Annotated in this window: 22 protein-coding genes; 9 read left to right on the top strand and 13 right to left on the bottom strand. The window is 69.3% G+C overall.

Annotated elements, in window-relative coordinates; translation table 11 throughout:
• Positions 1 to 13: 13 nt before the first annotated feature.
• Both ASC81_RS16130 and ASC81_RS27920 read left to right on the top strand, forming a co-directional pair.
• Entirely contained in the window at positions 14 to 775 is a 762-nt protein-coding gene (locus ASC81_RS16130; protein WP_156392178.1) for a hypothetical protein, read from the top strand.
• A 35-nt stretch (positions 776 to 810) separates the two neighbouring features.
• Positions 811 to 1,638 carry a PEP-CTERM sorting domain-containing protein gene (locus ASC81_RS27920; RefSeq protein WP_056269170.1) on the top strand — a complete coding sequence of 276 codons (828 nt, stop codon included), beginning with the start codon at positions 811 to 813 and terminating at the stop codon, positions 1,636 to 1,638.
• Between the two features lie 14 nt (positions 1,639 to 1,652).
• Here the strand turns inward: ASC81_RS27920 and serB are convergent, their stop codons facing one another.
• The gene (gene serB, locus ASC81_RS16120) at positions 1,653 to 2,396 is read right to left on the bottom strand and encodes a phosphoserine phosphatase SerB (RefSeq protein WP_056269169.1); all 744 of its coding nucleotides are present in this window, start codon (positions 2,394 to 2,396) and stop codon (positions 1,653 to 1,655) included.
• 105 nt (positions 2,397 to 2,501) lie between these two features.
• Here serB and ASC81_RS16115 point away from each other — a divergent pair, with 105 nt between their 5' ends.
• Positions 2,502 to 3,263, top strand: a complete 762-nt coding sequence (locus ASC81_RS16115) for a PEP-CTERM sorting domain-containing protein (protein ID WP_056269167.1) — start codon at positions 2,502 to 2,504, stop codon at positions 3,261 to 3,263.
• Positions 3,264 to 3,286: 23 nt separating this feature from the next.
• Positions 3,287 to 6,211 (top strand): AAA family ATPase, encoded by a 2,925-nt coding sequence (locus ASC81_RS16110; protein WP_056269166.1) that lies wholly within the window; start codon positions 3,287 to 3,289, stop codon positions 6,209 to 6,211.
• A 31-nt stretch (positions 6,212 to 6,242) separates the two neighbouring features.
• On the opposite strand, the gene ASC81_RS16105 is transcribed toward ASC81_RS16110, so the two are convergent.
• Together ASC81_RS16105 and mfd are read right to left on the bottom strand one after the other, a co-directional pair.
• Entirely contained in the window at positions 6,243 to 6,785 is a 543-nt protein-coding gene (locus ASC81_RS16105; RefSeq protein ID WP_056269163.1) for a PEP-CTERM sorting domain-containing protein, read from the bottom strand.
• Positions 6,786 to 6,971: 186 nt separating this feature from the next.
• On the bottom strand, positions 6,972 to 10,424 hold the full coding sequence (mfd, locus tag ASC81_RS16100) for a transcription-repair coupling factor (RefSeq protein WP_056269162.1): 3,453 nt from the start codon (positions 10,422 to 10,424) through the stop codon (positions 6,972 to 6,974).
• Positions 10,425 to 10,546: 122 nt separating this feature from the next.
• Here mfd and ASC81_RS16095 point away from each other — a divergent pair, with 122 nt between their 5' ends.
• From ASC81_RS16095 to ASC81_RS16085, 3 genes are read left to right on the top strand one after another with little or no spacing between them, the layout of a single operon-like run.
• On the top strand, positions 10,547 to 12,319 hold the full coding sequence (locus tag ASC81_RS16095) for a DUF885 family protein (protein ID WP_156392176.1): 1,773 nt from the start codon (positions 10,547 to 10,549) through the stop codon (positions 12,317 to 12,319).
• A 48-nt stretch (positions 12,320 to 12,367) separates the two neighbouring features.
• Positions 12,368 to 12,598: a type II toxin-antitoxin system ParD family antitoxin gene (locus ASC81_RS27545; RefSeq protein WP_369820861.1), complete on the top strand. Its 231-nt coding sequence runs from the start codon at positions 12,368 to 12,370 to the stop codon at positions 12,596 to 12,598.
• Complete coding sequence (locus ASC81_RS16085; RefSeq protein WP_056269155.1) at positions 12,595 to 12,915, top strand: type II toxin-antitoxin system RelE/ParE family toxin; 321 nt, start codon at positions 12,595 to 12,597, stop codon at positions 12,913 to 12,915. Before ASC81_RS27545 ends, ASC81_RS16085 begins: the two co-directional genes overlap by 4 nt.
• A gap of 15 nt (positions 12,916 to 12,930) precedes the next feature.
• On the opposite strand, the gene ASC81_RS16080 is transcribed toward ASC81_RS16085, so the two are convergent.
• Both ASC81_RS16080 and ASC81_RS16075 read right to left on the bottom strand, forming a co-directional pair.
• On the bottom strand, positions 12,931 to 13,530 hold the full coding sequence (locus ASC81_RS16080; protein WP_056269153.1) for a chalcone isomerase family protein: 600 nt from the start codon (positions 13,528 to 13,530) through the stop codon (positions 12,931 to 12,933).
• Between the two features lie 116 nt (positions 13,531 to 13,646).
• The gene (locus ASC81_RS16075) at positions 13,647 to 14,684 is read right to left on the bottom strand and encodes an RNA methyltransferase (protein WP_056269150.1); all 1,038 of its coding nucleotides are present in this window, start codon (positions 14,682 to 14,684) and stop codon (positions 13,647 to 13,649) included.
• Between the two features lie 39 nt (positions 14,685 to 14,723).
• Here ASC81_RS16075 and ispD point away from each other — a divergent pair, with 39 nt between their 5' ends.
• A complete protein-coding gene (gene ispD / locus ASC81_RS16070) occupies positions 14,724 to 15,413 on the top strand; it encodes a 2-C-methyl-D-erythritol 4-phosphate cytidylyltransferase (protein ID WP_056269947.1) in 690 nt (229 codons plus the stop codon).
• A 48-nt stretch (positions 15,414 to 15,461) separates the two neighbouring features.
• Here the strand turns inward: ispD and ASC81_RS16065 are convergent, their stop codons facing one another.
• The 6 genes from ASC81_RS16065 to ASC81_RS16040 all read right to left on the bottom strand — a co-directional run bounded on the left by ASC81_RS16065 (position 15,462) and on the right by ASC81_RS16040 (position 22,257).
• Positions 15,462 to 17,165 (bottom strand): methyl-accepting chemotaxis protein, encoded by a 1,704-nt coding sequence (locus ASC81_RS16065; protein WP_056269148.1) that lies wholly within the window; start codon positions 17,163 to 17,165, stop codon positions 15,462 to 15,464.
• A 20-nt stretch (positions 17,166 to 17,185) separates the two neighbouring features.
• Positions 17,186 to 17,716 carry a chemotaxis protein CheW gene (locus ASC81_RS16060; protein WP_235533679.1) on the bottom strand — a complete coding sequence of 177 codons (531 nt, stop codon included), beginning with the start codon at positions 17,714 to 17,716 and terminating at the stop codon, positions 17,186 to 17,188.
• A 170-nt stretch (positions 17,717 to 17,886) separates the two neighbouring features.
• A complete protein-coding gene (locus tag ASC81_RS16055; RefSeq protein WP_056269143.1) occupies positions 17,887 to 18,552 on the bottom strand; it encodes a response regulator transcription factor in 666 nt (221 codons plus the stop codon).
• Entirely contained in the window at positions 18,521 to 19,555 is a 1,035-nt protein-coding gene (locus ASC81_RS16050; protein ID WP_056269141.1) for a sensor histidine kinase, read from the bottom strand. The genes ASC81_RS16055 and ASC81_RS16050 overlap by 32 nt, the downstream gene beginning before the upstream one ends.
• An 11-nt stretch (positions 19,556 to 19,566) precedes the next feature.
• Positions 19,567 to 19,995, bottom strand: a complete 429-nt coding sequence (locus tag ASC81_RS16045) for a BLUF domain-containing protein (protein ID WP_056269139.1) — start codon at positions 19,993 to 19,995, stop codon at positions 19,567 to 19,569.
• Between the two features lie 72 nt (positions 19,996 to 20,067).
• Entirely contained in the window at positions 20,068 to 22,257 is a 2,190-nt protein-coding gene (locus tag ASC81_RS16040) for a patatin-like phospholipase family protein (protein WP_162245910.1), read from the bottom strand.
• Between the two features lie 37 nt (positions 22,258 to 22,294).
• Between ASC81_RS16040 and ispF the strand changes: the two genes are divergently transcribed.
• Positions 22,295 to 22,786, top strand: a complete 492-nt coding sequence (gene ispF / locus ASC81_RS16035; protein WP_056269135.1) for a 2-C-methyl-D-erythritol 2,4-cyclodiphosphate synthase — start codon at positions 22,295 to 22,297, stop codon at positions 22,784 to 22,786.
• Here the strand turns inward: ispF and ASC81_RS16030 are convergent, their stop codons facing one another.
• Positions 22,787 to 23,506, bottom strand: a complete 720-nt coding sequence (locus ASC81_RS16030) for an ABC transporter substrate-binding protein (RefSeq protein WP_056269133.1) — start codon at positions 23,504 to 23,506, stop codon at positions 22,787 to 22,789.
• A gap of 47 nt (positions 23,507 to 23,553) precedes the next feature.
• The gene (locus ASC81_RS16025; protein WP_056269131.1) at positions 23,554 to 24,873 is read right to left on the bottom strand and encodes an ATP-binding protein; all 1,320 of its coding nucleotides are present in this window, start codon (positions 24,871 to 24,873) and stop codon (positions 23,554 to 23,556) included.
• Positions 24,874 to 24,904: the final 31 nt, after the last annotated feature.

The raw sequence follows: 24,904 nt of genomic DNA, 5'->3' as shown, positions 1-24,904 counted from the left end.
CAAGGAAACCACCATGAAGTTCAAACACAACATCCGCGCCGCGCTGCTGGGCAGTCTCGTCGGCCTCGTTGGCGTGCCGGCGCAGTCCGCCGCCCTGCAGGAGGTCAGCTACGCATCGCTGGGCGCCGTCACGGTCAGCTTCAACGAACTGGCCGCCCATCCCTTCGACAGCGCCGCCCTCGACGGCCTGCTCAGCAGCGGGGGTGTGCAGTTCGGCGAGCGCTTTGCCGGCCAGGAACTGGCCGTGGCCAAGGCGCCCCGGCCGGGCGAGGTGGCGCAGGACTGGTTCGACGACCTCGGCTTCGGCGCGCCCACCGCGGGCCTGACGCTGCTGGCCGGCGCTACCGGCGCCAACCTCGGCGCCTACCACTATGGCGACGCCGACGGCGCCGCGCTGTTCGGTGTCGGGCCGCTGGCCGAGGCCGCCGACGGCTTCGGCGCCATCTCGGCCCGCTTCTCCGCGCCGGTGTCGGCGCTGGGCTTCCAGCTGCGCGACGCCGACGGCGGCGCCATCACGCTTCAGCTCTATCGCACCGACGGCAGCCTCATTGAGGCGCTGGACCTGAGCGGCCGCAGCAGCGGCCACTACGCCTTCGCGCGCCTGGCCGGGGCTGCCGACATCGCCGGCTTCACGCTGACCAACCGCGACAGCTACTACGGCGTGTCGCTCGACAACCTCGTGCTGGCCGCGGCACCCGTGCCCGAACCCGCCTCGGCCCTGCTGGCCCTGGGCGGTTTGCTGACCCTGGCCGCCGCCCGCCGGCGCGCCTGCTGATCCCCACGACACACCAACCCAACGGAGACAACCCCATGCGTAAGTTCCTGACCCTCACTGCACTCGCCGCCGCATCCATCGGCACCGCGCAAGCTGCCGGCACCACGCTCGCCAATGGCGATTTCGCCTTCACCGGCGTGAACGGCAACACCACGGTGGGCGGCTGGTCGTTCGTGACCTTCGTCGACCTGGCCGCTGGCACGACCATCTACTTCACCGACACCAATGTGCTGCAGACGACGCCGGCCGCTGGCGTGTTCTCGGCCACGGCCGAGACCTTCTGGTCCTGGACGGCCGGCAGCGCGGTGGCAGCCGGCACGTCGGTCGCCTTGCTCGGCACCGGCACCAACGGCCAGTACGCGGCCAAGTCCGGCGCGGCGGGCGGCACGGCCAACGGCACCGTTGCCAACCTGAATGGCGGCGCGTCCAACATCTCCAGCGGTGGCGACATCCTCTACGCCTACCAGGCCGCGTCGTATGCGACCAACTATCAGCCGGCGGCCATTACCTTCCTCGGTGCCATTTCCAACCGCGGCAGCTATGCGACGTCCGACAACCCGATGGCCGCGACCGGCCTGTCGGGCATCCAGCTGCGCGAGTACAAGGTCGACGCGGTGACGGCCACGCGCTACACGCAGTTCTCGGCCCAGGTGACGAGCAACGACACGCCATACGCCAACATGGCCGACCTGAAGTCAGCGCTGGCCGTCGGCGCCAACTGGACGACGATCACCAACTCCAACTCGACGCCCATCGTGGCCGACGTGCTGGCCGTGACCGCCGTGCCGGAGCCCGAGAGCTATGCGCTGATGCTGGCGGGTCTTGCCGTGGTGGCGGGCGTCGCGCGGCGTCGCCTGCGCTGAGCTGCGCGCCCGGATCAGGGCCGGACCAGCTCCAGCAGCCGGTCCAGGCCGCCATCGTTGATGGCGATGCGGGCCTGCTCGCGCACCTTGGGCTTGGCACGGTAGGCCACCGACAGACCGGCCGCGCCCATCATCGGCAGATCGTTGGCGCCGTCGCCCACGGCGATGGACTGGTCCGGCGTGCAACCGACCTGCCCGCAGCACTGCAGCAGCATCAGGCGCTTCTGCTCGCCGTCGCAGATGTCGCCCCAGTCCTGCATGACGACGCGGCCGGTGAGGGCGCCATCGGCAATCTCCAGTTCATTGCTGCGCACGAAGTCCATGCCCAGCTCGGCGGCCACGAAGCGCGTGAAGAAGGTGAAGCCGCCGGAGACCAGCACCAGCTTCAGCCCGGCGGCCTTCAATGCGGCGCACAGCTCCCGCGCGCCGGGGTTGAAGGCCAGCCGCTCGGCCAGCACCCGGTCCAGCACGCCCGCCGGCACGCCAGCCAGGATGGCCAGGCGCCGGCGAAGGCTGTCCTTAAAGTCGGTGATCTCGCCGCGCATGGCGGCTTCGGTGATGGCGGCCACCTGCTCGCCCTTGCCGGCCAGGGCGGCGATCTCGTCGATGCACTCGATGCTGATCAGCGTCGAGTCCATGTCGAAGGCGGCGAGCCTGAAGTGGGACAGCAGCGGTAGCGGGGGGCCGTCGCGCAGCACGAGGCCATCGGAAGCAGGAGAGGTCACGGGATCGGAATGCAGGCCAACAATGGCCGGCATTATCCCGATGCCCTCGGGCGTGGCGCCGGCCCGAACCCGGGCTGAGACGGTGCTGAGACGGTGGCCGGGCAGAGTTTGCGACGTCCTCAGCCGCGGAGCCCGCCCATGTCTCGCCTCGTCTCACTCTCCTTCGCCGGCCTTGCGCTGGCTTTCGCCACGCATGCCGCTGCCGACAGTCCGGGCCTGAACCTGGCCGTCGGCAACTTCAATGCCGCCGACTGGAGCCTGATCCAGATCACCGACGACGGGCCGTCGAGCGCCAACATGGTCATCGACGCCAACCTGGGCAACCCCGGTTCGCACTGGGTCATCAGCTACGTCACGCCGGCCAGCCCCGGCCTGAGCAGCTCGACCAACCGGCTCGGCGCCTTCTACACGGGCATGGCCTACGACCCGGCGCAGTCCGGCGCGCTGGGCAAGCTGGCGTTCAGCGCCGACCTGCGCGGCCTGTCGAGCAGCTTTGCCTTCGACACGCTGGGCAGCATCCGCCCGGCCCTGCTGCAGGGCGGTGTGACCTACACCGTTGCCGGCAGCGAGCTGGTGACCGGCAAGTCGATGATCCAGCCCGGCTACCTGTCGCAGCAGTGGTCTTTCGACGCTGCGGCGGCCGACTGGATACCGCCGGTCGCCGGCTCCTTGCAGCGGCCGGACTTCGGCGCGGGCGCGGCGCCGATCTACGTCGGCTTTCGCTACACGCTCGCCACCAGCTGCAACAGCGCCAACGGCTGCACCGGCGGCAGCGCCTTCCTCAGCCTGGACAATTTCTCGGCCACGCTGACGCCGGTGATGGCGCCGGTGCCCGAGCCGTCGGCCTGGATGCTGCTGGCCGCCGGCCTGGGCTTGCTCGCGCTGCGCCGCCGCGCCTGAGCGCGCGGGGGCACACTGCGTCCATGCTCAAGCTGCTCGGAGTTCCAGCCTGGCAGGCCGATGGCGCTGAAAGCACGCTGCCGGCGACGCTGCCCGCCTGCCTGCTGATCCACCTGGCCTGCGTGGGCCACTGGGTGGAGCGCGGTCAGCTCGCCGCGCTGTTCTGGCCCGATGCCGAACGCGAGCAGGCCCGCCACCATCTGCGCATCAACCTGCACCGCTTGCGCCAGTTGCTCGCCGGCTTTGGCCAGGCCGAGGCGCTGGTGGCCGAGCGCCAGCGCGTGCGCCTGCTGTTGCCGCACGACCTGGCGCTGCTGCACATGGCGTGTGCGGAGGCCGATGGCGCCGAGCTGCTGGCTCGGCCAGCCGCAGCCTGGCTGCAGGGTTTTCGCTTCGCCGCCTTCGACGAGTTCTGGCGCTGGGCCGACGAACGCGGCGCCCTGCTGCAACGCCAGTGGGACGACGCCGCGCGCCGGGCGCTGCAACGTGCCGGCAGCGCGCCCTGGCAGGCGCCGCTGCGTCTGCTGCTGGACCCCGGCGAGGCGCCGCCGCCCGATGCTGGCGATGCCTTGTGCGGCCGGACCGACTGGCTGACCCAGGTCCGCTGCGAGACCACGCCGGCGCTGGTGCTGCTGGGCGAGGCCGGCGTGGGCAAGACCAGCGTGCTGAAGGCGGCCTTTCCGGGCGCGCCGCTGCTGCAGGGCCGGGAGGGTCTCGCGCAGATGCCTTATCGGCCAGTCGTCGAATTGCTGCTGCCGCAGCTGGACCTGCTCCGCGCGCTGCTGCGTCAGCCCGAGCGCGGCCTGGCCGCCTACCGGCTGGACCTGGCGCGGCTGTTGCCGGAGCTGGCGGTCGACGAGGTGCTGCCGCCGCTCGATGCGTTGACCGCCCGCGCCCGGTTGCTCGAAGGGCTGGCGCGCGTGCTGGAGGCGCTCGGCCCGCTGTTGCTGGTGGACGACCTGCAGTGGGTGGACGCCGCCAGCCTAGAGCTGCTGGCCCTGCTCGGCCACCGCGGCAGGCTTCGCTGGCGCGGCGCCGCGCGTGGAGAAGAGCTGTCGCCCGAGCAGCGCCGCTGGCTGGCGCGGCAGCAGGACGGCCAGCGCCTGCGCAGCCTGCCGCTGCCTGGGCTGGCGCTCGACGCCGTGCAGCAGCTGCTCGGCCGCGCCGGCCAGAACACCGCCGATGCGCCCGCGTTGCTGGCCGCCAGCCACGGCAACGCCTTCGTGCTGGGCGAGCTGTTGAGGGCGCGCGCCGATGGCGTGGCCGTGTCGCCGCGCGTGCACGAGCTGCTGATGCGCCGCTGGCAAGCCCTGACCCCGGCGGCGCGCAGCCTCATCGGCGCCGCCGCCGTGCTGGCCCGGCCGCTGCCGCTGGCGGTGCTGGGCAGCGTGGCCGGCGTCGTCGATGACGAACTGCTGCCCGCCGCACGGCAGGCGCTCGAAGCCGCGTTGCTGCGAGAGGAAGCGGACGGCGCGTTGCAGTGCCGGCACGACCTGGTGCGCGAGGCCGTGCTGGCCCTGCTGCCGGCCTTCGAAGCCCAGTCGCTGCGGCAGCGGGCGGCGCTCGCCTTGGGGGCGCGCACGGAGGGCGCTGCCGAGCCTCTGGCCGTGGCTGCGCTGTGGCAGGCGGCCGGCGAGGCGCAGACGGCGCTGGCCTGGCTGCACCGCGGTGCGGCCCAGCAGAAGCTGCGGGGCCGCTACGACGAGGCGCTGGCCCTGTGGCAGCGCGTCGCGACGGAGTCGCGCGAGCCGGCGCTGGCGCTGCAGGCGCGCCTGAGCCTGGCCGAATGCGCGCTGCTGCACGACCTGCCGGCAGGCCGCCAGGCGCTGCAGCAGGTGCTGGAGCTGGCCGGCGCCGTGGCCGACCCGGCGCAGCGCGAGCAGATCGAAGGTCAGGCGCTGGCCGGCCTGGTCGACAACGCGGTGTTCTCCGGCGACCTGGGCGCTGCCGCCGCGCTGGCGCAGCAGTTGCGGCCGCTGCTGCCAAGGCTGCCGCTGGCCGAGCGCTGCAGCGCCTGCGAGGTGCTCATCGAGCTGGCCATGCGCGAGCCCGACATTCCGGCCGCCTGGGCGCTGCTGGGCCAGCTGCGCCACCTCGCACCGGCGCGGCCTTCGCTGCTCAGTTATGAGGGCCAGATCCACTGGTTCGGCGGCCAGGTGCGCGCGGCGCGCGATGCCTTCGAGCTGCTGCTGGAGCGCCACCCCGACTACTGCCGCGGTCTGACGATAGAGAACGACCTGGGCGTCATGCTGCAGGCGCTGGGCGACCTGGCACGCGCTGAAGCCATGGCGCGGCGCAGCCTGGTCAGCTGGCAGGGCGTGGCGCACACGGAGACGCTGTCGCTGCTCATGCTGGGCCTGACGCTGACCAGCGCCGGCCGCTACGGCGAGGCGCGTGGCGTGCTTGACCGCGCGCTTGAACTCGGACGCTCGCAGGGCTCGGCACTGTTCGAGGGCGAGGCCCTGGTGCGACGCGCGCGGCTGTATTGGCAAAGCGGCTGCATCGATCTGGCAGAAGCCGACCTGGACGCTGCCGAGCCCTTGCTTGCCAGCAGCCACGACCCGTTGCGCGTGTCACACCTCGCCTGGCTGCGCGGCCTGCTGCGCGACTTCCGGGGCCTGCCGCCCGACCCCGCGCTGGCCGAGCGGGTGCGCGCGCTGCTGGCGCGCAGCCGACATCCGCTCGTGCAAATCCGCCTGGCGCGGCTGGACGGGCTGGCAGGTGATGCCGGCGCTGCCGCCCGCCAGGTCGCCATCGCGCGCGACGCCGGCCTGCTGGAACCGCTGACCGAGGGCTTGTTACTGCAGACCGCCGCGCTGCCGGTCGCTGAGGCGCGACCCTTGTTGCTGGAGGCGGCGGAGCTGGCGCAGCGGCAAGGGTTTGCCGAGCTGCTCAACCGTGCGGACGCGACGCTGCGCTCACACGCGCTGTTGATCAACGGCCACTGAGACAGCCAGCAACCGCAGCCGTAGCGGCGTGTCAGCGGCGGCGGCGGCCGGCCACGAGCAAGGCGAGGCCGCCCATCAGCAGCGCCGCGCTGGCAGGCTCGGGCACCGGCGCCGTCACCAGGTCCAGCTGGAAATAGGCATCTGCGCCGACTTGCAGGCCGCGCATGTCGACCTTCAGCTCATGCCCGCCAAAGCTGATGCGTGAGGCGTCCAGCCCGGAGATGTTGGTAGACAGCTGCACGCCGGTAATGACGGTGGCGTCGTCGTAAAGCGAGGTGAACTGGAACCGGTTGTGCTGGATGTCCAGGAAGCCTGTGCCGGCGCCGCCGTAGTCATAACGGATGGCATTGGCGCTGAAGTCCAGGCTTTGCGTTGGCGCGGTCAGCACATTGCAGATTTCGGCGCCACCGGGGCAGGTCAGCTCGGCGCCTGCGGTCACCCACACCTTGTCCAGGGTGTTCTGCGTCTGCGGTCCGTCGACGAAGTGGTAATGCACGTTCACGGTCGAGTCAAGCAGGCTCGCGGCGCTGGCCAAGGTGGGCAGCAGTGCGGCCATGGCAAGCAACTTCTTCATGGGGGTCTCCAGCGTTGATGGGCGGCGCAGTCTAGGCAGCCGCCGAAGCGCCAAACAGCCCCCTAAGTCACTGCCGCAGCCTGCCGACGTAACTGCGAAACCCCCGTGCGTGAATGAGCATGGTGGTGCGAATTGCCGCGAACTTTTTCCCGGCACAACGTCTCGTTACCCCATGGGTCATTTGGCTCAGGTCTTGGTCGGCTGCCCCAGCAGTCGCAACACCTCCCGCACCGCCTGCGCCCGGTCCTGCGGACTGGTGAGCGCCTTCTCGATGCGCAGCTTCTCGTTGCCGACCAGCTTGATGTTGCGGTTCTTCTGCACCAGCTCGATGACGCGCATCGGGTCGATGGGCGGGTCCTTGCGGAAGTTGATGTTGATGAGCGTCGGCGCCGCGTCGATCTTGCTGACGCCGTAGGGCTTGGCCAGCACGCGCAGGCGGTGCGTGTCGAACAGCGTCTGGCCCTGCGTGGGCAGCTTGCCGAAGCGGTCGGTGATCTCTTCAAGCATGGCGTCGATCTGCTCGTTCTTCTCCGCGGTTGCCAGGCGCTTGTAGAGGCTCAGCCGCACCTGAACGTCGCCGCAGTAGGCGTCGGGCAGCAGCGCGGGCGCGTGAAGGTTGATCTCGGTCGTGGCGGCAAAGGGTGACAGCAGGTCGGGCTCGCGGCCGGCCTTGAGCGAGCGCACGGCCTCGCTGAGCATGTCGTTGTAGAGCTGGAAGCCCACCTCCATCATGTTGCCGCTCTGGTGCTCGCCCAGCATTTCGCCGGCGCCGCGGATCTCCAGGTCGTGCATGGCCAGGTAGAAGCCCGAGCCCAGTTCCTCCATCGCCTGGATGGCATCGAGGCGCTGCATGGCCTGCTTGGTCAGGCCCTGCATATCGGGGACCATCAGGTAGGCATAGGCTTGGTGGTGGGACCGGCCGACGCGGCCACGCAGCTGGTGCAGTTGCGCCAGGCCGAACTTGTCGGCGCGGGCAATGATGATGGTGTTGGCACTCGGCACGTCGATGCCGGTCTCGATGATGGTCGAGCACAGCAGCAGGTTGTGCTTGCCCTGCACGAACTCGCGCATGACGCGCTCCAGCTCTCGCTCGGGCATCTGGCCGTGGGCGATGACGATGCGCGCCTCGGGCACCAGCTCTTCCAGCTTCTGGCGGCGGTTCTCGATGGTCTCGACCTCGTTGTGCAGGAAGTAGACCTGCCCGCCGCGCTTGAGTTCGCGCAGCACGGCCTCACGGATGGTGCCGCTGCTCTCGGCGCGCACGAAGGTCTTGATGGCCAGGCGCCGCTGCGGCGCGGTGGCGATGACCGACAGGTCGCGAAGGCCTTCCAGTGCCATGCCCAGCGTGCGCGGGATGGGCGTGGCGGTCAACGTCAGCACGTCGACCTCGGCGCGCATGGCCTTCATCGCCTCCTTGTGGCGCACGCCGAAGCGGTGTTCTTCGTCGATGACGAGCAGGCCGAGGCGGTTGAACTTGACCTCGGCGGACAGCAGCTTGTGCGTGCCCACGACGATGTCCAGCGTGCCATCGGCAATGCCCTCCATCGCAACCTTGATCTCCTTGGCCGAGCGGAAGCGGCTCATCTCCGCCACCTTGACCGGCCAGGCGCCGAAGCGGTCAACGATGTTCTGGTAGTGCTGCTCGGCCAGCAGCGTCGTCGGCGCCAGGATGGCGACCTGCTTGCCGCCCATGACGGCGACAAAGGCGGCGCGCAACGCCACCTCGGTCTTGCCAAAACCCACGTCGCCGCAGACGAGGCGGTCCATGGGCTTGGGACTGATCATGTCCTGGATGACGGCGTGGATGGCAGCGCGCTGGTCGGGCGTTTCCTCGAACCCGAACGACGCGGCGAAGGCCTCGTAGTCGTGGCCCGAATACCGGAACGCATGGCCTTCGCGAGCAGCACGGCGCGCATAGAGGTTGAGCAGTTCGGCTGCGGTGTCGCGCACCTGCTCGGCGGCCTTGCGCTTGGCCTTTTCCCACTGGCCCGAGCCGAGCTTGTGCAGCGGCGCTTCTTCCGCCGACACGCCGGTGTAGCGGCCGATCAGGTGCAGCTGTGCGACCGGCACGTAGAGCGTGGCCTTGTCGGCGTATTCCAGGTGCAGGAACTCCGAGCTGCCGTCACCCACATCGATGTTGACCAGGCCCTGGTAGCGCCCGATGCCGTGGTTGATGTGCACGACCGGGTCGCCGACCTTCAGCTCCGACAGGTCCTTGATCAGCGCATTGACGTCGCTGACCTGCTCCTGCTTGCGCCTGCGCCGCGTCGTCGGCATCGTCGCGAACAGCTCGGTCTCGGTGAAGAGCTGAACCGGCTGTTGGGCGTCGTTCCAGAAGAAGCCCGTGGCCAGCGGCGCGGCCGTGATCGCGTACTTCTCGTCGCTGGCCTGGAACTCGGCCAGGTCCTTGACGGAAGGCGGTTCGATCTTGCTGTCGCGCAGTTGCTCCAGCAGGCTTTCGCGGCGGCCCTCGCTCTCGGCCAACAGCAGCACACGGTGCGGCGTCGCCTTGAGATGGGCGGCCAGGCGGGCCAGCGGCTCCTGCACACCGCGCTCGACGCTGATGTCGGGCAGGGGCCGCGCAAACTCGACCGGGTCGTTGCCGCGCACCGACAGCACGGCATGGGCATGGGTCAGGCCGAAGAAATCCTCGCTCGTCAGAAAGATCTCTGCTGGCGGCAGCAGTGGTCGCTCGGGGTCGTGCTGCAGGAAGCGGTGGCGCTCGCGCGTGTCGGTCCAGAAGCGCTGGATGGCCTCGTCCACTTCGCCATGCAGGGCGAGGCCCGCGGTGTCGCCCAGGTAGTCGAAGACCGTCGCCGTCTGCTCGAAGAAGACCGGCAGGTAGTACTCGATGCCGCCCGAGGCGATGCCGTCGCCGATGTCGCGGTAGATGCGCGCTTTGGTCGGGTCGCCGTCCATCTTCTCGCGCCAGCGCTCGCGGAACTTCTTGCGCGCGGCCTCGTCCATCGGGAACTCGCGGCCGGGCAGCAGGCGCACATCGGGCACGGGGTAGAGGCTGCGCTGGGTGTCGGGGTCGAAGGTGCGGATGGAATCGACCTCGTCACCGAACAAGTCCACGCGGTAGGGCACGTTGGAGCCCATCGGGAACAGGTCGATCAAGCCGCCGCGCACGGCGTATTCGCCGGGCTGCACGACCTGGCTGACGTTGGTGTAGCCCGCCAGCGTCAGCTGTGACCGCAGCGAGGCTTCGTCCAGCCGCTGCTTCTGCTTGAAGTTGAAGGTTGTGCCGGCCAGAAAGCTCGGCGGTGCAAGCCGCGTCAGCGCCGTGGACGCCGGCATCAGCACGACGTCGATGCTCTTGGTCTTGCGCGACTGCAACAGCTCCCACAACGTCGCCAGACGCTCGGAGATCAGGTCCTGGTGCGGGCTGAAGCTGTCGTAGGGCAGCGTCTCCCAGTCAGGAAAGACGGCCACCTTCAGCTCGGGCGCGAAGAACTTCAGCTCGTCTTCCAGCCGCTGGGTGTCCCCCGGCTCGGCCGTGAAGATCGCAGCCATGCGGCCGGCGTCGCGCTGTTGCTGCACGAAGCGCGCAAGCAGCAGGGCGTCGGCCGAGCCGACGGGGCGAGGGTGGGTGAACTTCTTGCCCGGTTGAACGAGCGGCAGCGAGGGCAGGGTCATGCGGGCCTGGAAACGACAACAGCCCCGCAAAGGCGGGGCTCCTGCAAATTGTAGGGACGCATGTCCTTCGGCTGCTGGGCGGGGCTATCGCTAGCATCGCGGTACTTCAAACCGGAGATTCCATGCGCCGTCGCCACGCCCTGAGCCTGCTGGCCATCAGCCTGTCATTGAGCTTGCCCAGCCTTGCCGCCCAGACCGAGAGTCAACGCTTCCACCAATGGCTGGACGCCCAGTGGGAGCTGACCCTGCAGCGCCAGCCCGTCCTCGCCACATCGCTAGGCGACCCGCGCTACAACGACCGCCTCATCGACACGACGACCGCCGCCTATCGGGCCCAGGCCACGCGCGAGCTGCAGGCCCAGCTGAAGGGGCTGGCCGGCTTCGACAGGGCCAAGCTGGCACCCAAGGACCGCATCTCCTATGCCATCCTCAAACTCGACCTGGAGCAAAGCCTGGCCGGCCAGCGCTTCCCCGAGTGGATGCAGCCCATCAGCCAGATCGGCGGCCTGCCGAACTTCCTGGCGCAGTTGGGCACGGGCCAGTCCATCCAGCCCTTCAAGACCACCAAGGACTACGACGACTGGCTCAAGCGCCTGGCGCTGGCCGTGCCAGTGCTGGACGGCAGCATCGCCAACATGCGCGATGGCTTGAAGGCCGGGGTCGTGCAGCCGCGCGCCGTCATGGACAAGGTGCTGCCGCAGCTCAGCGCCCTGGCCGTGACCGACCCTGAGAAGAGCCTGTTCTGGGGCCCGATCAAGAACTTCCCCGAGGCCGTGCCGGCCGCCGACCGCGAGCGGATCACGGCCGACATGCGCAAGCTGCTGGCCACCCAGGTGCTACCGGCCTACGCCCGCCTGCTGGCCTTTGTGCGCGACGAGTACACGCCCAAGGCCCGTACAAGCACGGCCTGGTCGGCGCTGCCGGACGGCAAGGCCTGGTATGCCCACCGCGTGCGCCAGTCCACCACGGTGACGCTGACACCGGACGAAATCCACGACATTGGTCTGAAGGAAGTCGCGCGCATCCTCGGCGAGATGGAGGGCGTGCGAAAGCAGGTCGGCTTCCAGGGTGACTTGAAGGCCTTCTTCAAGCACCTGCAGGACGACCCCAAGTACTACTACAGCAAGCCCGAAGACCTGCTGGCCGGCTACCGAGACCTGCAGAACAAGATCAACGCGCTGACGCCCAAGCTCTTCGACATCCAGCCCAAGGCCGACTACGAGGTGCGCGAGGTCGAGGCCTTCCGCGCCGAGAGCGCGGCGGGTGCTTCCTACCAAAGCCCGTCGACCGACGGCTCGCGGCCCGGCGTGTTCTATGTGAACACCTTCAACCTGAAGGCTCAGCCGATATTTGGCATGGAGACGCTGTCGCTGCACGAGGCCTCGCCCGGCCACCACTTCCAGGTCACCATCGCGCAGGAAGACCAGGACCTGCCCAAGTTCCGCCGCTACGGCTCGTCCTATGTTGCCTATGTCGAAGGCTGGGCGCTGTATGCCGAGAGCCTGGGCAAGGAGTTGGGCCTCTTCACCGACCCCTACCAGTGGTACGGGCGCCTTTCCGACGAACAGCTGCGCGCAATGCGGCTGGTGGTGGACACCGGCCTGCACCACAAGGGCTGGACGCGCGATCAGGCCATCAAATACATGCTGGACAACTCGTCCATGGCCGAGAGCGATGTGGTCTCGGAAGTCGAGCGCTACATCGTCTGGCCGGGCCAGGCGCTGGGCTACAAGATCGGCCAGCTGGAGATGACCAAGCTGCGCGCCGAGGCCGAAAAGGCGCTCGGTGCGAAGTTCGACATCAAGGGCTTCCACCGCGTCGTGCTCACCGCGGGACAGGTGCCGCTGCCGGTGCTGAGGGAGTTGGTGATGGAGTGGGTAAAGTCTGCTCGCTAAGCCTTGCCAATTTTTGCCAACGCCGGTAGTCTTGGCCGCATGAGCACCATGAACATCTCATTGCCCGAGCCGATGCGTGCTTTCGTCGAAGAGCGGGTCAGCGAGAAGGGTTACGGCAGCAGCAGTGAATACGTTCGCGACCTGATCCGTCGCGACCAGGAGCGCGAAGCGCTGCGCGCGCTGCTGTTGGACGGCGCGCAATCGCCGCCCGCAGCGGAAATGACGCCGGCTTTCTTCGCGAGCCTGCGCCAGCGCGTCCAGGCGCGCAAGCGCAAGTGACGCTGCCGGTCGTCCTCCGCGCACTGGCGCTGGATGACGTTGAGCAGGCGCTTGATCACTTGTTCAACGAAGGCGCTGCCGATGCGGCGTTGAGCTTCGTTGACGCGCTGGACGTCGCGCAGCAGCAGATCGCCCGCGAACCCGGCATCGGCTCCACGCGCCATGCGCACGAGTTGGGTATCCCAGGCCTGCGCAGTTGGGCAATCTCCGTTCATCCCTACTTGCTGTTCTACATACAGCGGAATGATCATCTCGACGTCTGGCGCGTGCTGCATCAGCGGTGCGACCTCGCCGCCTGGCTCGCTGAGCCAGACTGACTCTCACATGCGCCTCTAGGTCGTCGGGCCTTCGAGCAACGCGGCACGCAGCTGCGTGTCGGCCGGTGAGTCGCCAAACCAGATGCGCAACACCAGCGTGAAGAACTCGTCGTCGCCAATCGGCTCGCCCTGGGGTTGGCCCTGGATGTAGAACTGCGTGCCCTTGCCGGGCACGAAGTCCATCGCAAAGGTGTCGCCGGCCACAAGCTTGGGCTTGCCGGAGAAGATCTCGATCAAGCGCGTGGTGGACAGGGTGTGGCGGGTCAGCTGCGCGGCGGGCGTGTTGTCGCTGATGCCGCGCAGGAAGAGCCGGCCGAGGTCGGTGCCGGGCAGTTCACGCAGGGCGGTGAACTGCAGCCGCTTGGCGCCCGGCAGCGCAAACAGCTCGGCTGCGGTGCTGACGCGCTTGGTCGTGTACAGGCCCATGTCGTAGGCCTTGAAGACCAGACGCACGCGCGTGCCCTTGCCGTTGAGTTGCAACGCGCTACCGCCCAGTTGCGCGGTCGGTTCGAACTTGTTGACGGTCGGGGCTGCGGCGGCCTGAAGGCACAGCGCGGTGCCGGCGATCACGGTGGCACTGCGCGCGCGTGAAGCCAGCGTTTGAATGTGGGTCATGTCTCCTCCATAACGGAATGTCTTCTCTCACCGGCCCGGGCGGGTCCTGGCGGTCGGGGCATTCTGTGTTTGGAACCGACCGTACCGCGCAGCGGCGGGCTGTCGATAACCCTTGATCAGGCGTGAATCCTCACCACCCGCATCGGCCTACCCACCGCCTCCCGCGCGCGGAGCTGGCCGCAGCCGCCTTCCACGTCCTGGCCGGCCGAGTCGCGCAGCTTGGTCAGCACGCCGCGGCTGCACAACTCGGCAGCGATGGCGCGGGCGCGCTCCCAGCTCGGCCGCGTGAAGGGCAGGCCGGGCGCGCTGTTGAAGGGGATCATGTTCAACAGGCCATAGCGGCCCTTGAGCAGCCGGGCAATACCGTCCAGCTCATCGGGCCCATCGTTGACGCCGTCCAGAAGCGTCCATTGGTACTGCGTCGGGTAGCCGCTGGCGCGCGAATAGGCGTCCGCTGCCTCGACCAGTTGCTCGGGCGTCAGCCGCGGCGCCCGCGGCAGCAGGCGCTCGCGCTTGGCGGCGTCCGTGGTATGCAGCGACAGCGCCAAGGCCGGCTTGACCTCGGCCGCATGCAGGGCGGCGAAGGCGCGCTCGTCGCCGACAGTCGAGAACACCAGTTGCTTGTGCGCGAAGCCGCCCTCCTGACCAAGCAGCGTGATCGCGTCCAGCACATTGGCCAGGTTGTGTGCCGGCTCGCCCATGCCCATGAAGACGACCTTGCGCAGCTTCGCGTTCTTGCGCCGCGCCAGCACCACCTGCGCCACGATCTCGGCGCTGCCGACCTGGCGTATCAGCCCGTCCACGCCCGTCATGCAGAACTGGCAGCCCACCGCGCAGCCCACCTGGCTGGACACGCAGACGCCGTCGCGCGGCAGCAGCACCGTCTCCACCGTCTGCCCATCGTGCAGACCCAGCAGCAGCCGCGCCGACTGGCCGTCGCCGCCGGCATGCTCGCTGCGCAACGCCAGCAGGCCATCCAGCTCCGCCATCAGGCCCGGCAGCGCCGCCATGACCGCCTTGGGCAACCAGCCCTGCAGCGGCCGCTTGCCGCCTTCGATGGGCAGGGCGCGCACCCAGTGGCGCAGCACGCGGCTTTCATGGGCGGCGTTGGCGCCGAGGGTGCGCAGGCGCAGGCGGAGGTCGGAGATCAGCATGAAGACCGATTGTCGGTCGGCCGCGCCGAGAATGCCGCCATGAGCCCAGCCCGCTTCTTCGCCCTTGTCCCCGCCGCCGGCATTGGCGAGCGCTCCGGCGCCGGCATGCCCAAGCAGTACGTCGACATCGCCGGCCAGCCCATGCTTGCCCACACACTGGCCGCGCTGGCAGCCGTGCCGCGGATCGCGCAGACGTTGGTGGTGCTGTCGCCCGACGATGACGCCTTCGAGGCCGCGCTGCCCGACTGGGGCGGCTGGGCGGCCCGCGTCGGTGGCGCAAGCCGCGCCGACAGCGTGCTGGGTGGCCTGGCCGAACTGCGCCTTCGCGGCGCGGGTGATGAGGATTGGGTGCTGGTGCATGACGCGGCGCGCTGCCTGCTGCGGCCGGCGTGGGTCGATGCGCTGATCGACGCCTGCGAACACGACGCCGTCGGCGGCCTGCTGGCTCAACCGGTGGCCGACACGCTGAAGGCCGGCGACGCCGACGCCCGTGTCGCTGCCACCGTCGACCGCCGCGACAAGTGGGCGGCGCAGACGCCGCAGATGTTCCGCCTCGGTCTGCTCGAGAAGGCGTTGAGGCGAACAGGCGCCGCCGCGACCGACGAGGCCAGCGCCGTCGAGGCGCTGGGCCTGGCGCCGCGACTGGTGCGCGCCTCGATGGCCAATTTCAAGGTGACCTGGCCGGAGGATTTCGCGCTGGCCGCGCTCTGGCTGGGCGCACCACGCTGACGCAAAAAACCCGCCTTGCGGCGGGCTCGGGCTGACCGCGTCGAGCGATCAGAGTTCTTCCCAGCCGTCGCCATCGGCCAGCGCCGCGGCCTTGGCAGGGCGGGCGGCAGCGGCCCTGACCGGCGTCGGAGCTTTGCGGGCTGGCGCGGGCCGGGCAGCCGGTGCGGCTGCCTGGGGCCGGCCGCCCATGTCGGCCGTCTTGAAGGTCGCCACGGCCTTGACCAGCAGGTCGGCCTGGGTGCGCAGGCTGTCCGCCGCGGCGGCGCTTTCTTCCACCAGCGCCGCGTTCTGCTGCGTCACCTGGTCGAGCTGGGTGACGGCGTCGTTGATCTGGCCGATGCCGCTGGTCTGCTCGACGGTCGCGGCGCTGATCTCGGCAATCAGGTCGTTGACCCGGCGTACCTGGGCGACGATGTCGTCCATGGTGCGGCCGGCTTCGGCGACCAGGCCGGTGCCGTTTTCCACCTTCTCGACGCTGGCGCCGATCAGCGACTTGATCTCCTTGGCGGCTTCGGCGCTGCGCGAGGCCAGCGTGCGTACCTCGCCGGCCACGACGGCAAAGCCGCGGCCCTGCTCACCGGCGCGTGCCGCCTCGACCGCGGCGTTCAGCGCCAGGATGTTGGTCTGGAAGGCGATGCCGTCAATGACGCCGATGATGTCGGAGATGCGTTTGCTGGAGGCGCTGATCTCTTCCATGGTGTGCACGACCTTGCCCACCACCTCGCCGCCCTTGGCGGCCACGGTGCTGGCCGAGCTGGCCAGCGAGGTGGCTTGGCGGGCCACGTCGGCGTTGTTGCGCACGGTGCTGGTCAGCTGCTCCATCGACGCGGCCGTCTGCTGCAGGTTGCTGGCCTGTTCCTCGGTGCGCTGCGACAGGTCGGCATTGCCGGTGGCGATCTGGCCCGAGCCGGTGGCGATGCTGTCCGAGCCGCTGCGGATGTTGTCCACCACCTCGACCAGCGCGGCCTGCATGCGCTTCATGGCTGCGAGCAGGCTGGTGGTGTCACCGGCCTGGACGTCGACCGTCACCGACAGGTCGCCGCCGGCAATGCGGCTGACGACGTCGGTCGCATAGGCCGGCTCGCCACCGAGCTGCTTGAGGATGCTGCGTGTCAGCACCACGGCTGCGACGATGCCGACCAGCAGGGCGACCAGGCTGGCGCCGAGCATCAAGCTGCGGCCGATGGCGTAGCCCGCCTCAGCATCTGCAGCCGCCTTCTTGCTGAGGTCATCCTCGAGCTTGGCCAGCTCGCCCAGCGCCAGCAACCAGGCGTTCTGCGCGGGCTGCGCCTCCTTCATCAGGGCCAGCGTCGCCTCTTCGGCCTTGTTGGCCAGGCCCAGTTCCAGCACCTTGTTGATGAGCGGCCGCGCGGTTTCTTTCAGCTCACGGATGCGAGCGAACAGTGCCTTCTCTTCCGTCGAGGTCTCGGCAAGGTCGTTGAACATCTTGCCGAGCTGCTGTTCGGCGGCGTCGTAGTCGGCGCGGGACTTCTGCAGGCGCTCCGCCTCGGCCTTCATGGCGGCTTCGTCGGTGAGCAGGACGATGTTGCGGGTGGCTGTGGCGACCTGGTTGATGGCCACGCGCATCGCGACAGCCAGGCGGGATTCCGCGTTGTTGACGTTGACGATGCCCTCCAACTGACTGTTGAGCTGGGCCATGCGCGAGATGCCGATGGTCGCAACGATGGCCAGCAGCGTCAGCACCAGGCCGAAGCCCAGCGCCAGGCGGGATGAAAGCTTGAGGTTGTTCATATGACTTTCTGGCAACGGGTTCAAAGGCCGACGTCGGCGTCGGCCAGCAGGCGTTCGATGTCCAACACGGCCAGCATGCGGCGGGCGTCGCTGGCTTCGTTCAGCGTGGCGATGCCGAGCAGCGCGGCGGAGGTGGCGCTGTGGCCGAGTTCGGGGGCTGGGCGGATGTCCGCTTCATCGAGGGACAGCACGTCGGAGACGGCGTCGACCACCGTGCCCACGACACGTGTGCCGAGGTCGAGCACGATGGTGACGGTGTCTTCGTCACGGTAGTCCGACGCGGCCTGCAGACATACGCGCAGGTCGATCACCGGCACGATGACGCCGCGCAGGTTGATGACGCCCTTGACGGCGGCCGGCGCGTGGGCGATGCGGGTCACCTTGCCGTGGCCGCGAATCTCCTGCACGCGCAGGATGTCGATGGCGTATTCCTCTGCGCCGACGCGGAACGTCAGATATTCACACGAACCGGCTCGCCGGGCTACCGCGCCCGCCACGGCTGAAGTCAAAGGGGGAGAGACCGCCATCGCGGTCTCCGGGGGGTGGGACATGAAAGCTCCTGCTACGGTTCGCTCCGAACCAGCGGCGCCTCGTTGCGCAGCCTGTCGGGATGTCCGTGTTGTCGGCCAGAACGCGGCCGGCCTCCATCAGGCAGTGCCGGGGTCACCCCCTCCAAAGCCTGACGACTCCCGGGCAAGCGTCATGTCGCGGCGCCGCCGGCTCAGGGTTGATCCGGGGTCACCAGGCCGCGACGCACGGCGAACAGCACCAGTTGCGGCAGGTTGCGCACACCCAGGCGGTCCATGATCTGCGCGCGGTGCGCCTCGACCGTCTTGACGCTCAATGCCAGCTCGTAGGCGATTTCTTTCATGCTGTGGCCGGACACCACGCGGGTCAGGATCTCGATCTGGCGCGGCGTCAGCGGCAGGTTGGGTGCGTTCGGTTCGGGCAGCGTGGGCGCCGCTGCGATGGCGTGCTGCACGACGGTGTGCGCAATCTGCGGGCTCAGGTAGCAGCGTCCGGCCTTGAGCGCCTGCAGCGCCAGCGTCAGTTCCATGGCGGCGGCATCCTTGAGCAGGTAGCCGTCGGCCCCCGCACGCAGGGCCTGCATGATGAAGTCGGCGCTGTCATACATGGACAGCATCAACACCCGCGTCGCCGGGCTGGCCTGCTTGACCAGCGGCAGCGCCCGGATGCCGTCGAGTTTGGGCATGTGGATGTCGAGCACCAGCACGTCCGGCCGGTCGCGGCCGACCATTTCTACCGCCTGCTCGCCGTCTTCCGCTTCCGCGACGACGTGGTGGTCGGGCAGTTCGTCGATCAGCGAGCGGATGCCCGCCCTCACCAGCGAATGGTCATCGGCCAATATCACTCGCTGCTTCGTCATGCTTGCCGTTTTCCGGGACGGGAAGCCGTAGGGCAATCTGCGTGCCCTGTCCTGGTGCGGATGTCACATGCAATTCGCCACCGTGAAGCGAAGCGCGTTGCGTCATGCTAAGCAGTCCGAGCGTGGGGAGGCTGTAAATCCGGCCGCACAGATCGCCTGCATCGAAACCCCGGCCATCGTCGCTAACTTCCAGTTCGAGCGCGCCGTCCTGCATGCCGAGCCGCACCGTCACCTGCGCGGCTGCGGCATGGTGCAGCGCGTTGGACAGCGACTCCTGCACGATGCGATAGACCGCGATGCCCAGGTCCGGTGGCAGCGGCTCGGCCAGGCGCCCGACCTGCAGGCGGATGTCCAGATCGTGCAGGTCGCGCTGCTGGTCGACATGCCAGCGCAGCGCCGCAGCCAGCCCCAGGGTGTCCAACTGGGGCGGATGCAACTGCAGCGACAGGTTGCGCACGCGCGCCAGCGTCCTTTCGGTCATGCCCGCTGCACTGTCGATCAGTGCCAGCGACTCGGGTGAGTCGGTCCGCCGCTGCAGCTTGGCGAACTGCACACGGATGGCGCTCAGGCATTGGCCGATCTCGTCGTGCAGCTCCCGCGCAATGTGGCGGCGTTCCTGCTCGCCCAGGTGGATGAAGCGGCCCGACAAGGCCAGCAGATCGATGCGCGTCTGGTCAAGCCCCTCGCGCAGCGCCGCTTCGGTCTCCATGTCGCGCACCACGTGCAGCCGCGCGGGTCGGCCAGCGAGGTGGGTCGGCGCGGACAGCGTGGTCGCGGCGAAGCTGCTGCCGTCGAGCCTCACCGCCGTGGCGGTGCCGTCGTTCGGCAGCAGCCGCGTCAGCCGTTCGCCCAGCAGGGCAGTGCGCGACGACGGATCGAACAGCACGCGCGCGGCCGGGTTGGCGTAGGCCACGACCTCGTCGCACACAACCAGCACCGCCTCGGGAAGCGCCGCAAGCCAGCCGGCTTCGTCCGGTGGTGGGTGGGCGACGGGGCCGGCCATCGTGAAAGGCACTAGGCCGCCGGGTGTGCCTGGTACAGCTCCAGGCCGGCGAACAGTACTTCGGCCACCATGTCCAGCGGGATGTCGTGGTCCTCCAGAACCATTTGCGTCATCGCCCGGTCAAGGCGGTCATCATGGGTATAGCCCATCGCCCAGGCCGGGAACAGGCGGCGGCCGTCGGCCGCTTCGCGGGGCTGCCATTCGCGCAGCATGTGGTGGCGGGCGTCGGTACGGATTGCCGACATCAGCGCTGCCAGCGCCGCCGTCGATCCTTCGAGGATCTGCGCGAAGTGGTCGCCCGAGAAGCACAGCAGGCCGGTCACCCCCATGCTGGCATTGCGTGCGGTGGCCACGTCGAGGATGCGGCGCGGCTCCTCACCGCAGGGGTCGATGTGGGCGCGGCTCACGTAGAGCAGGCGGTGGAGTGGGGGTGGTGCCAAGTGCGGTCCTCGTCAAACCTGCGCATGGGGCAAGCGGCGCGCCCGCCCTTGCCGAATGACCCTAGATGGCCGCTACCAGCTCGGCCCCAGCAGCAGATAGGCCGCCGTCTCGCCGCGTCGCGTCGCGCCGAGCGCCAGGTAGAACGGCCCGAACCGCGTGTCCACGCTGAGGAAGCCGCTGACCGCCTGCTGCCAGCCGCTGCGCGGCAGGTTGGCCAGCTTGAGCCCAGCGCCTTCGCCCACCGCGCCGGTCTCCAGCGAAAAGCCGACCCGCACCGCACCGCCGAGGCCGACGGGCATCTCGCCGATGCGCCGTGCCATGACGACGCGGGCCAGCAGCATGTTCTCGCCCACCAGCGAGCGGTCGGGTGTGCCCGACAGGCGCAGATAGCCGCCCAGCGATCGCGCCTGGCCGCGCTCGGCATGCGCGAATTCGCCGTAAAGCTGGCCAGCCCATTCGCCCAGCCGAAAGGCCGTCAGCCCCAGCAGCGAGGCGTTGATGACGCTGGACTCGCCGCGCGGATGCAGCCACTCGATGCGCGCCGTCGTCCACTGGCCGCGGCTCGGGAAGGCCAGCGAGTCCAGCGTGTCGGTATGCAGCTCCACATATTGCTGGCCGTAGGTCTGCGTGCGCCGGCTGCCGCCCGGAATGACCGGCAGCACGACCTCGTCGTCGGCCCGCAGCCGGCCGATCCCGAAGCGCATGTCGCCCAGGCCCGCAATGCGGTGGCCGAGTTCGAGCTGGGCGCTGGTCAGGCTGCTGGACAGGCGCAGCGCGCGTTGGCCTTGGTCGAAGAGATCGCTGGCGCCCGCGGCGTGGCTGAGCTTGGCGCTGGCGAACCAGCGCGAGCCGGGGCCGAGCGGTTGGTAGAACTCGGTGTTCAACCCCCGCGCCGAGCCGATGCGGGCGACGCTGCGCAGTTCGGCACCCCAGGGGTTGAGCCAGTTCGCCACATGCATGCCGACGAGCGAATAGCTGCTGGCGTCGGCAAAGTTGCTGTAGAGCTCCAGGCCGAGGCGCACGCGGCTGGAAGCCCATGGGGCCTCGGTGACACGCAGCTCCACGTCGCGCTGGCCGTCACGGTCCTGGAAGCGCAGCTCGATGCGGTCGAGGTCGCCGGTGCCGTCGAGTTGCTCGACGGCACGGCTCAGGTCGGCGCGGCTCACCGGCGTGCCGGGCGGCAGGGCCAGCTCGGCCAGCAGCGCTGCGGCGTTGAGGCGATGGGTACCGCTGATCGTCAGCTCGGCCAGGGGCAGGGTGGGCAGTTCGGATTCCGGCGGTGCCAGGCGGCGGACCTGGATGGCGGCGTGGTCGACCGTCGCGGCCAGTGCTGCCAGGCGCGCACCTGCGGCCAGTGCCGCGCGCCGGCCGGTGGCCATGGCCTCGTCGGCGCGCGAGAAGTCCATGAAGCCCATGCCGTGCAGGTCGGGATCGATGACGATGTCCTGCGGCTGCAGCTCGCGCAAAGAGCGCTGCACGTTCTGCTCGGTCAGGATCTGCAGCATTTGGTTGGCGACGGTCACGGCGCTGCTGATCTCGCGGTCTTCAAGTAGCGGCGTGCCGACGTTGACGGCAATGATGATGTCCGCGCCGAGATGACGCGCGATGTCCACCGGCAGGTTGCGCACCAGGCCGCCGTCAACCAGCGGCCGGCCGTTGACGCGCAGCGGCGCGAACACGCCGGGCACGGCCATGGAGGCGCGCAGCGCGAGGAACAGCGGCGTGTCGGCCTGGTCCAGCATGGCGCCCGACAACAGGTCGGTCGCGACGGCGCGAAACGGGATGGGCAGCTTGCGCAGCGGCGCCTCAGCCATGGCAGCCGGCAGCAGCGATGACAGCGTGGCCTCCAGCTGGCCGTTGCCGGCGGCGCCACCGGGCAGCATGGCGCCGCGCTGCAGGTCGAAGCCGAACTCGATGCGCGAGGGCAGGCGCTCGTCGTCCTCGCGGCGGCGGATCGACAGGCGGTCGCGAGCCGGGCGGTCCGTCAGGATGGCGTTCCAGTCGGCGCGCTTCACCAGGGCTTCCAGCTCGTCCACGCTGCGCCCGGCAGCATAGGCGCCGCCGACGACCGCGCCCATGCTGGTGCCGACGATGAGGTCCACCGGCACCTGCAGCTCCTCCAGCACGCGCAGCACGCCGATGTGTGCCAGGCCGCGTGCACCGCCGCCGGAGAGGACGACACCGATCTTGGGGCGGGAAGCGGTCTGGGCACAGACCGTCTGGGCGACGACCAGCAGGGTGAGGAGAACGAGGCGTTTCATGGCGGGCCGCACCATATCAGGCGGCGACAATGCCGCCATGAACCCGCTGCCGTCCCTTCGCATCGGCGAGGGCTGGGATACCCACCAGCTCGTCACCGGCCGCCCGCTGATCCTTGGCGGCATCACCATTCCGCACACCCATGGGCTGCTGGGCCATTCGGACGCCGATGCGCTCGCGCATGCCATCACCGATGCGCTGCTCGGCGCTGCCGCGCTGGGCGACATCGGCAAGCTCTTTCCCGACACGGCCGCCGAGTTCAAGGGTGCTGACTCGATGGTGCTGCTGGCCGAGGCCTACCGACGCGTGCGGGAGGCGGGCTGGCAGCTTGTCAACCTGGACGCGACCATCGTCGCCCAGGCGCCCAAGATAGCGCCCCACATTCCGGCGATGCGAGAGCGACTTGCCGCGGTGCTGGGCGTCGACGCAGGCCAGCTCAACGTGAAGGCCAAGACCGCCGAGAAGATGGGCCCGGTGGGGGAGGGCCGCGCCATCGAGGCGCGGGCCGTGTGCCTGCTGTGCGCTGCCTGATCAGCGCAGGCCGAACTCGACCAGTTCGCCGTTGCGGCGCAGCTGGGTGATCGCCAGATCCAGCGCGCCGAGCGCGGCTGGGTCGCTGCCGGGGTGGCAGGCGAAGTAGAGGTCGATGCGACCGAAGCTGTGCAGCACGCGTGGCGCCACACCGCCGGCGGCGCGGATGACGAAATGCGCGGCGATGTCATTGGCCAGCCAGAAGTCCACGCGCCGCGCCTGCAGCATGCGCAGCGCGGTGCTGTTGTCCTTGACCTCCTCCGCCACCAGCCCTTGCTCCTTGAGCCAGGCGGCGGGCGCCGAGTCTCGCAGCACGACGACCGGGTGGCCGCGCAGGGCCTGTGGGCCGTCGACCTGGCCTGTCTCGTCGGCACGGCCGTAGATGGCTATGGCGCCACGTGCCCAGGGGCCGGCCCACAAGTGGCGCGGTTCCCGTTCAGGCGTGCGCGGCAAGGCCACGGCGCAGCTGCCCGGCTTCTGTTCGGCCATCAACATGGCGCGGCTGACGGGCAGTACCTGCTGGCGCAGCGTGACGCCGCTGAGGGTTTGCAGGCGCTCCAGCATCACGCCGCCCGGACCGCCCGGGCGTTCGCCTGGCAGTGCCTCGAACACGCCGGCGTTGGTGTAGACGAGGATGTCCAGGCCGTGGTCCGCGCTGGTGGCGGTTGGCAGCAGCAGAGACAGGGCCAAGGCCAGCGCGGGAAGGCGGTTGGGCTTCATGAGGCGGGCGGCAGGGCCCGTGATGTGGCGGCGGTGCCGAGGGTAGCTCAGCCCGCCTGCAGCTTCAGCACCGTGATCAGCCCGCCACCCTGCGCATTGCTGATGGACAGCGTGCCGCCCAGGCGCTGTACCGATTTCTCGACGATGGCCAAGCCCAGGCCGGCGCCGCTGGCGGCCGTGCGCGCTGCGTCACCGCGGTAGAAGGGGGTGGTGAGCCGCTGCAGGCGGTTGGGCGGCACGCCGGGACCATGATCGCGCACGCGCAGCTCGATCCAGGCGCCCTGGCGCGTGGCACTGACGTCCACGCGCGCTGGCTCGCCCTCGGCATGGCCGTAGCGGCGCGCGTTCTCGAACAGGTTGAGCAGCACGCGGCCCAGCTCGGTGTCGTCGACGAAGACCTTGAGGGCCGAGCTGACCTGCACGCGGAAGCGGATCTGGTCGGGGTCGCGGAAGCCCTGCACCTCGCGCTCGACGATGTCCAGCAGCTTGGTCTCACGCAGCTGCGTCTCGTTGGGCCGCGCGTAGTCCATGAACTTGCTGATGATGGCGTCGAGCTGGTCGATGTCCTGCGCCATGAAGTGACGCGCCTGCTCGTCATTGACACTCATCTCGGTTTCCAGCCGCAAGCGCGCCAGCGGTGTGCGCAGGTCGTGCGAGATGCCGGCCAGCATGACGGCGCGGTCTTCCTCCAGTTTGGCCAGCTCTCGGGCCATGCGGTTGAAGCCCATGTTGACCTCGCGGATCTCGCTGGTCATCGTCGTCTCGTCCAGGCGCGAGTCGTATTCGCCATCGCGGATGCGGCCGGCGGCGTCGGCCAGTTCCCGCAGCGGCTGGTTGATGAGGCGGGCGATCAGGGCCGAGCCCACGACCGTGGCCAGCAGCGCGATCACCACCCACCACCAGTTGCTGGCCAGCGAGATCGACAGCGGCGTGGCGCTGGTGCGCAGCCAGAAGGCGTCCTCGCCGACGACGTAGCGCACCCACAGGCCGGACTTGTCGTTGACGCTACGGGCCACGACCGTGTCCGGCCCCAGTGCCTGGCGCAACTCGGAGGCCAGTTGCTTGGCGAACGGGCTGGTGTCGTAGGGCAGCCAGCGATCGCTGGTCTCGGCCACCCGGACCTGCACCGTGTCGCCGCGCGACATCGAGCTGATGACGGCGACGCGGTTGATCGGGTCGGTGTGCTCCAGCGCGATGCGGCTGAGCTTGACGAGGCCGGCCAGTTGCTCGGCAGACTCCAGCGCGCGTGGCTGGGCCTCCAGCAACTTGAAGGTGTACTGCCAGGCGAACACCGCACCGGCCAGCAGCAGGGCCAGCCAGGCAAAGGTGCGCCAGAAGAGATTGAGCGCGAGGTGGGGGCGGGCCATTCCTGCCTAGTCGGTTGGGGACGGAGCCGGC

It is taken from the genome of Pelomonas sp. Root405 (assembly GCF_001425165.1).
GTDB lineage: Bacteria > Pseudomonadota > Gammaproteobacteria > Burkholderiales > Burkholderiaceae_C > Pelomonas.
Note: the sequence above shows the minus strand (reverse complement) of the source record. Positions and strands in the feature narration are given on the sequence as shown.

What these genes read in the sequence shown, in the direction of transcription:
- ASC81_RS16095 (WP_156392176.1), top strand. Translation starts at nt 10,547, where the DNA reads ATGCGCCGTCGCCACGCCCTGAGCCTGCTGGCCATCAGCCTGTCATTG.
- ASC81_RS27920 (WP_056269170.1), top strand. Translation starts at nt 811, where the DNA reads ATGCGTAAGTTCCTGACCCTCACTGCACTCGCCGCCGCATCCATCGGC.
- ASC81_RS16130 (WP_156392178.1), top strand. Translation starts at nt 14, where the DNA reads ATGAAGTTCAAACACAACATCCGCGCCGCGCTGCTGGGCAGTCTCGTC.
- ASC81_RS27545 (WP_369820861.1), top strand. Translation starts at nt 12,368, where the DNA reads ATGAACATCTCATTGCCCGAGCCGATGCGTGCTTTCGTCGAAGAGCGG.
- ASC81_RS16105 (WP_056269163.1), bottom strand. Translation starts at nt 6,785, where the DNA reads ATGAAGAAGTTGCTTGCCATGGCCGCACTGCTGCCCACCTTGGCCAGC.
- ASC81_RS16050 (WP_056269141.1), bottom strand. Translation starts at nt 19,555, where the DNA reads ATGGCCGGCCCCGTCGCCCACCCACCACCGGACGAAGCCGGCTGGCTT.
- ASC81_RS16065 (WP_056269148.1), bottom strand. Translation starts at nt 17,165, where the DNA reads ATGAACAACCTCAAGCTTTCATCCCGCCTGGCGCTGGGCTTCGGCCTG.
- ASC81_RS16075 (WP_056269150.1), bottom strand. Translation starts at nt 14,684, where the DNA reads ATGCTGATCTCCGACCTCCGCCTGCGCCTGCGCACCCTCGGCGCCAAC.
- ASC81_RS16060 (WP_235533679.1), bottom strand. Translation starts at nt 17,716, where the DNA reads ATGTCCCACCCCCCGGAGACCGCGATGGCGGTCTCTCCCCCTTTGACT.
- ASC81_RS16110 (WP_056269166.1), top strand. Translation starts at nt 3,287, where the DNA reads ATGCTCAAGCTGCTCGGAGTTCCAGCCTGGCAGGCCGATGGCGCTGAA.
- ASC81_RS16055 (WP_056269143.1), bottom strand. Translation starts at nt 18,552, where the DNA reads ATGACGAAGCAGCGAGTGATATTGGCCGATGACCATTCGCTGGTGAGG.
- serB (WP_056269169.1), bottom strand. Translation starts at nt 2,396, where the DNA reads ATGCCGGCCATTGTTGGCCTGCATTCCGATCCCGTGACCTCTCCTGCT.
- ASC81_RS16025 (WP_056269131.1), bottom strand. Translation starts at nt 24,873, where the DNA reads ATGGCCCGCCCCCACCTCGCGCTCAATCTCTTCTGGCGCACCTTTGCC.
- ASC81_RS16030 (WP_056269133.1), bottom strand. Translation starts at nt 23,506, where the DNA reads ATGAAGCCCAACCGCCTTCCCGCGCTGGCCTTGGCCCTGTCTCTGCTG.
- mfd (WP_056269162.1), bottom strand. Translation starts at nt 10,424, where the DNA reads ATGACCCTGCCCTCGCTGCCGCTCGTTCAACCGGGCAAGAAGTTCACC.
- ASC81_RS16115 (WP_056269167.1), top strand. Translation starts at nt 2,502, where the DNA reads ATGTCTCGCCTCGTCTCACTCTCCTTCGCCGGCCTTGCGCTGGCTTTC.
- ispF (WP_056269135.1), top strand. Translation starts at nt 22,295, where the DNA reads ATGAACCCGCTGCCGTCCCTTCGCATCGGCGAGGGCTGGGATACCCAC.
- ASC81_RS16080 (WP_056269153.1), bottom strand. Translation starts at nt 13,530, where the DNA reads ATGACCCACATTCAAACGCTGGCTTCACGCGCGCGCAGTGCCACCGTG.
- ASC81_RS16040 (WP_162245910.1), bottom strand. Translation starts at nt 22,257, where the DNA reads ATGAAACGCCTCGTTCTCCTCACCCTGCTGGTCGTCGCCCAGACGGTC.
- ispD (WP_056269947.1), top strand. Translation starts at nt 14,724, where the DNA reads ATGAGCCCAGCCCGCTTCTTCGCCCTTGTCCCCGCCGCCGGCATTGGC.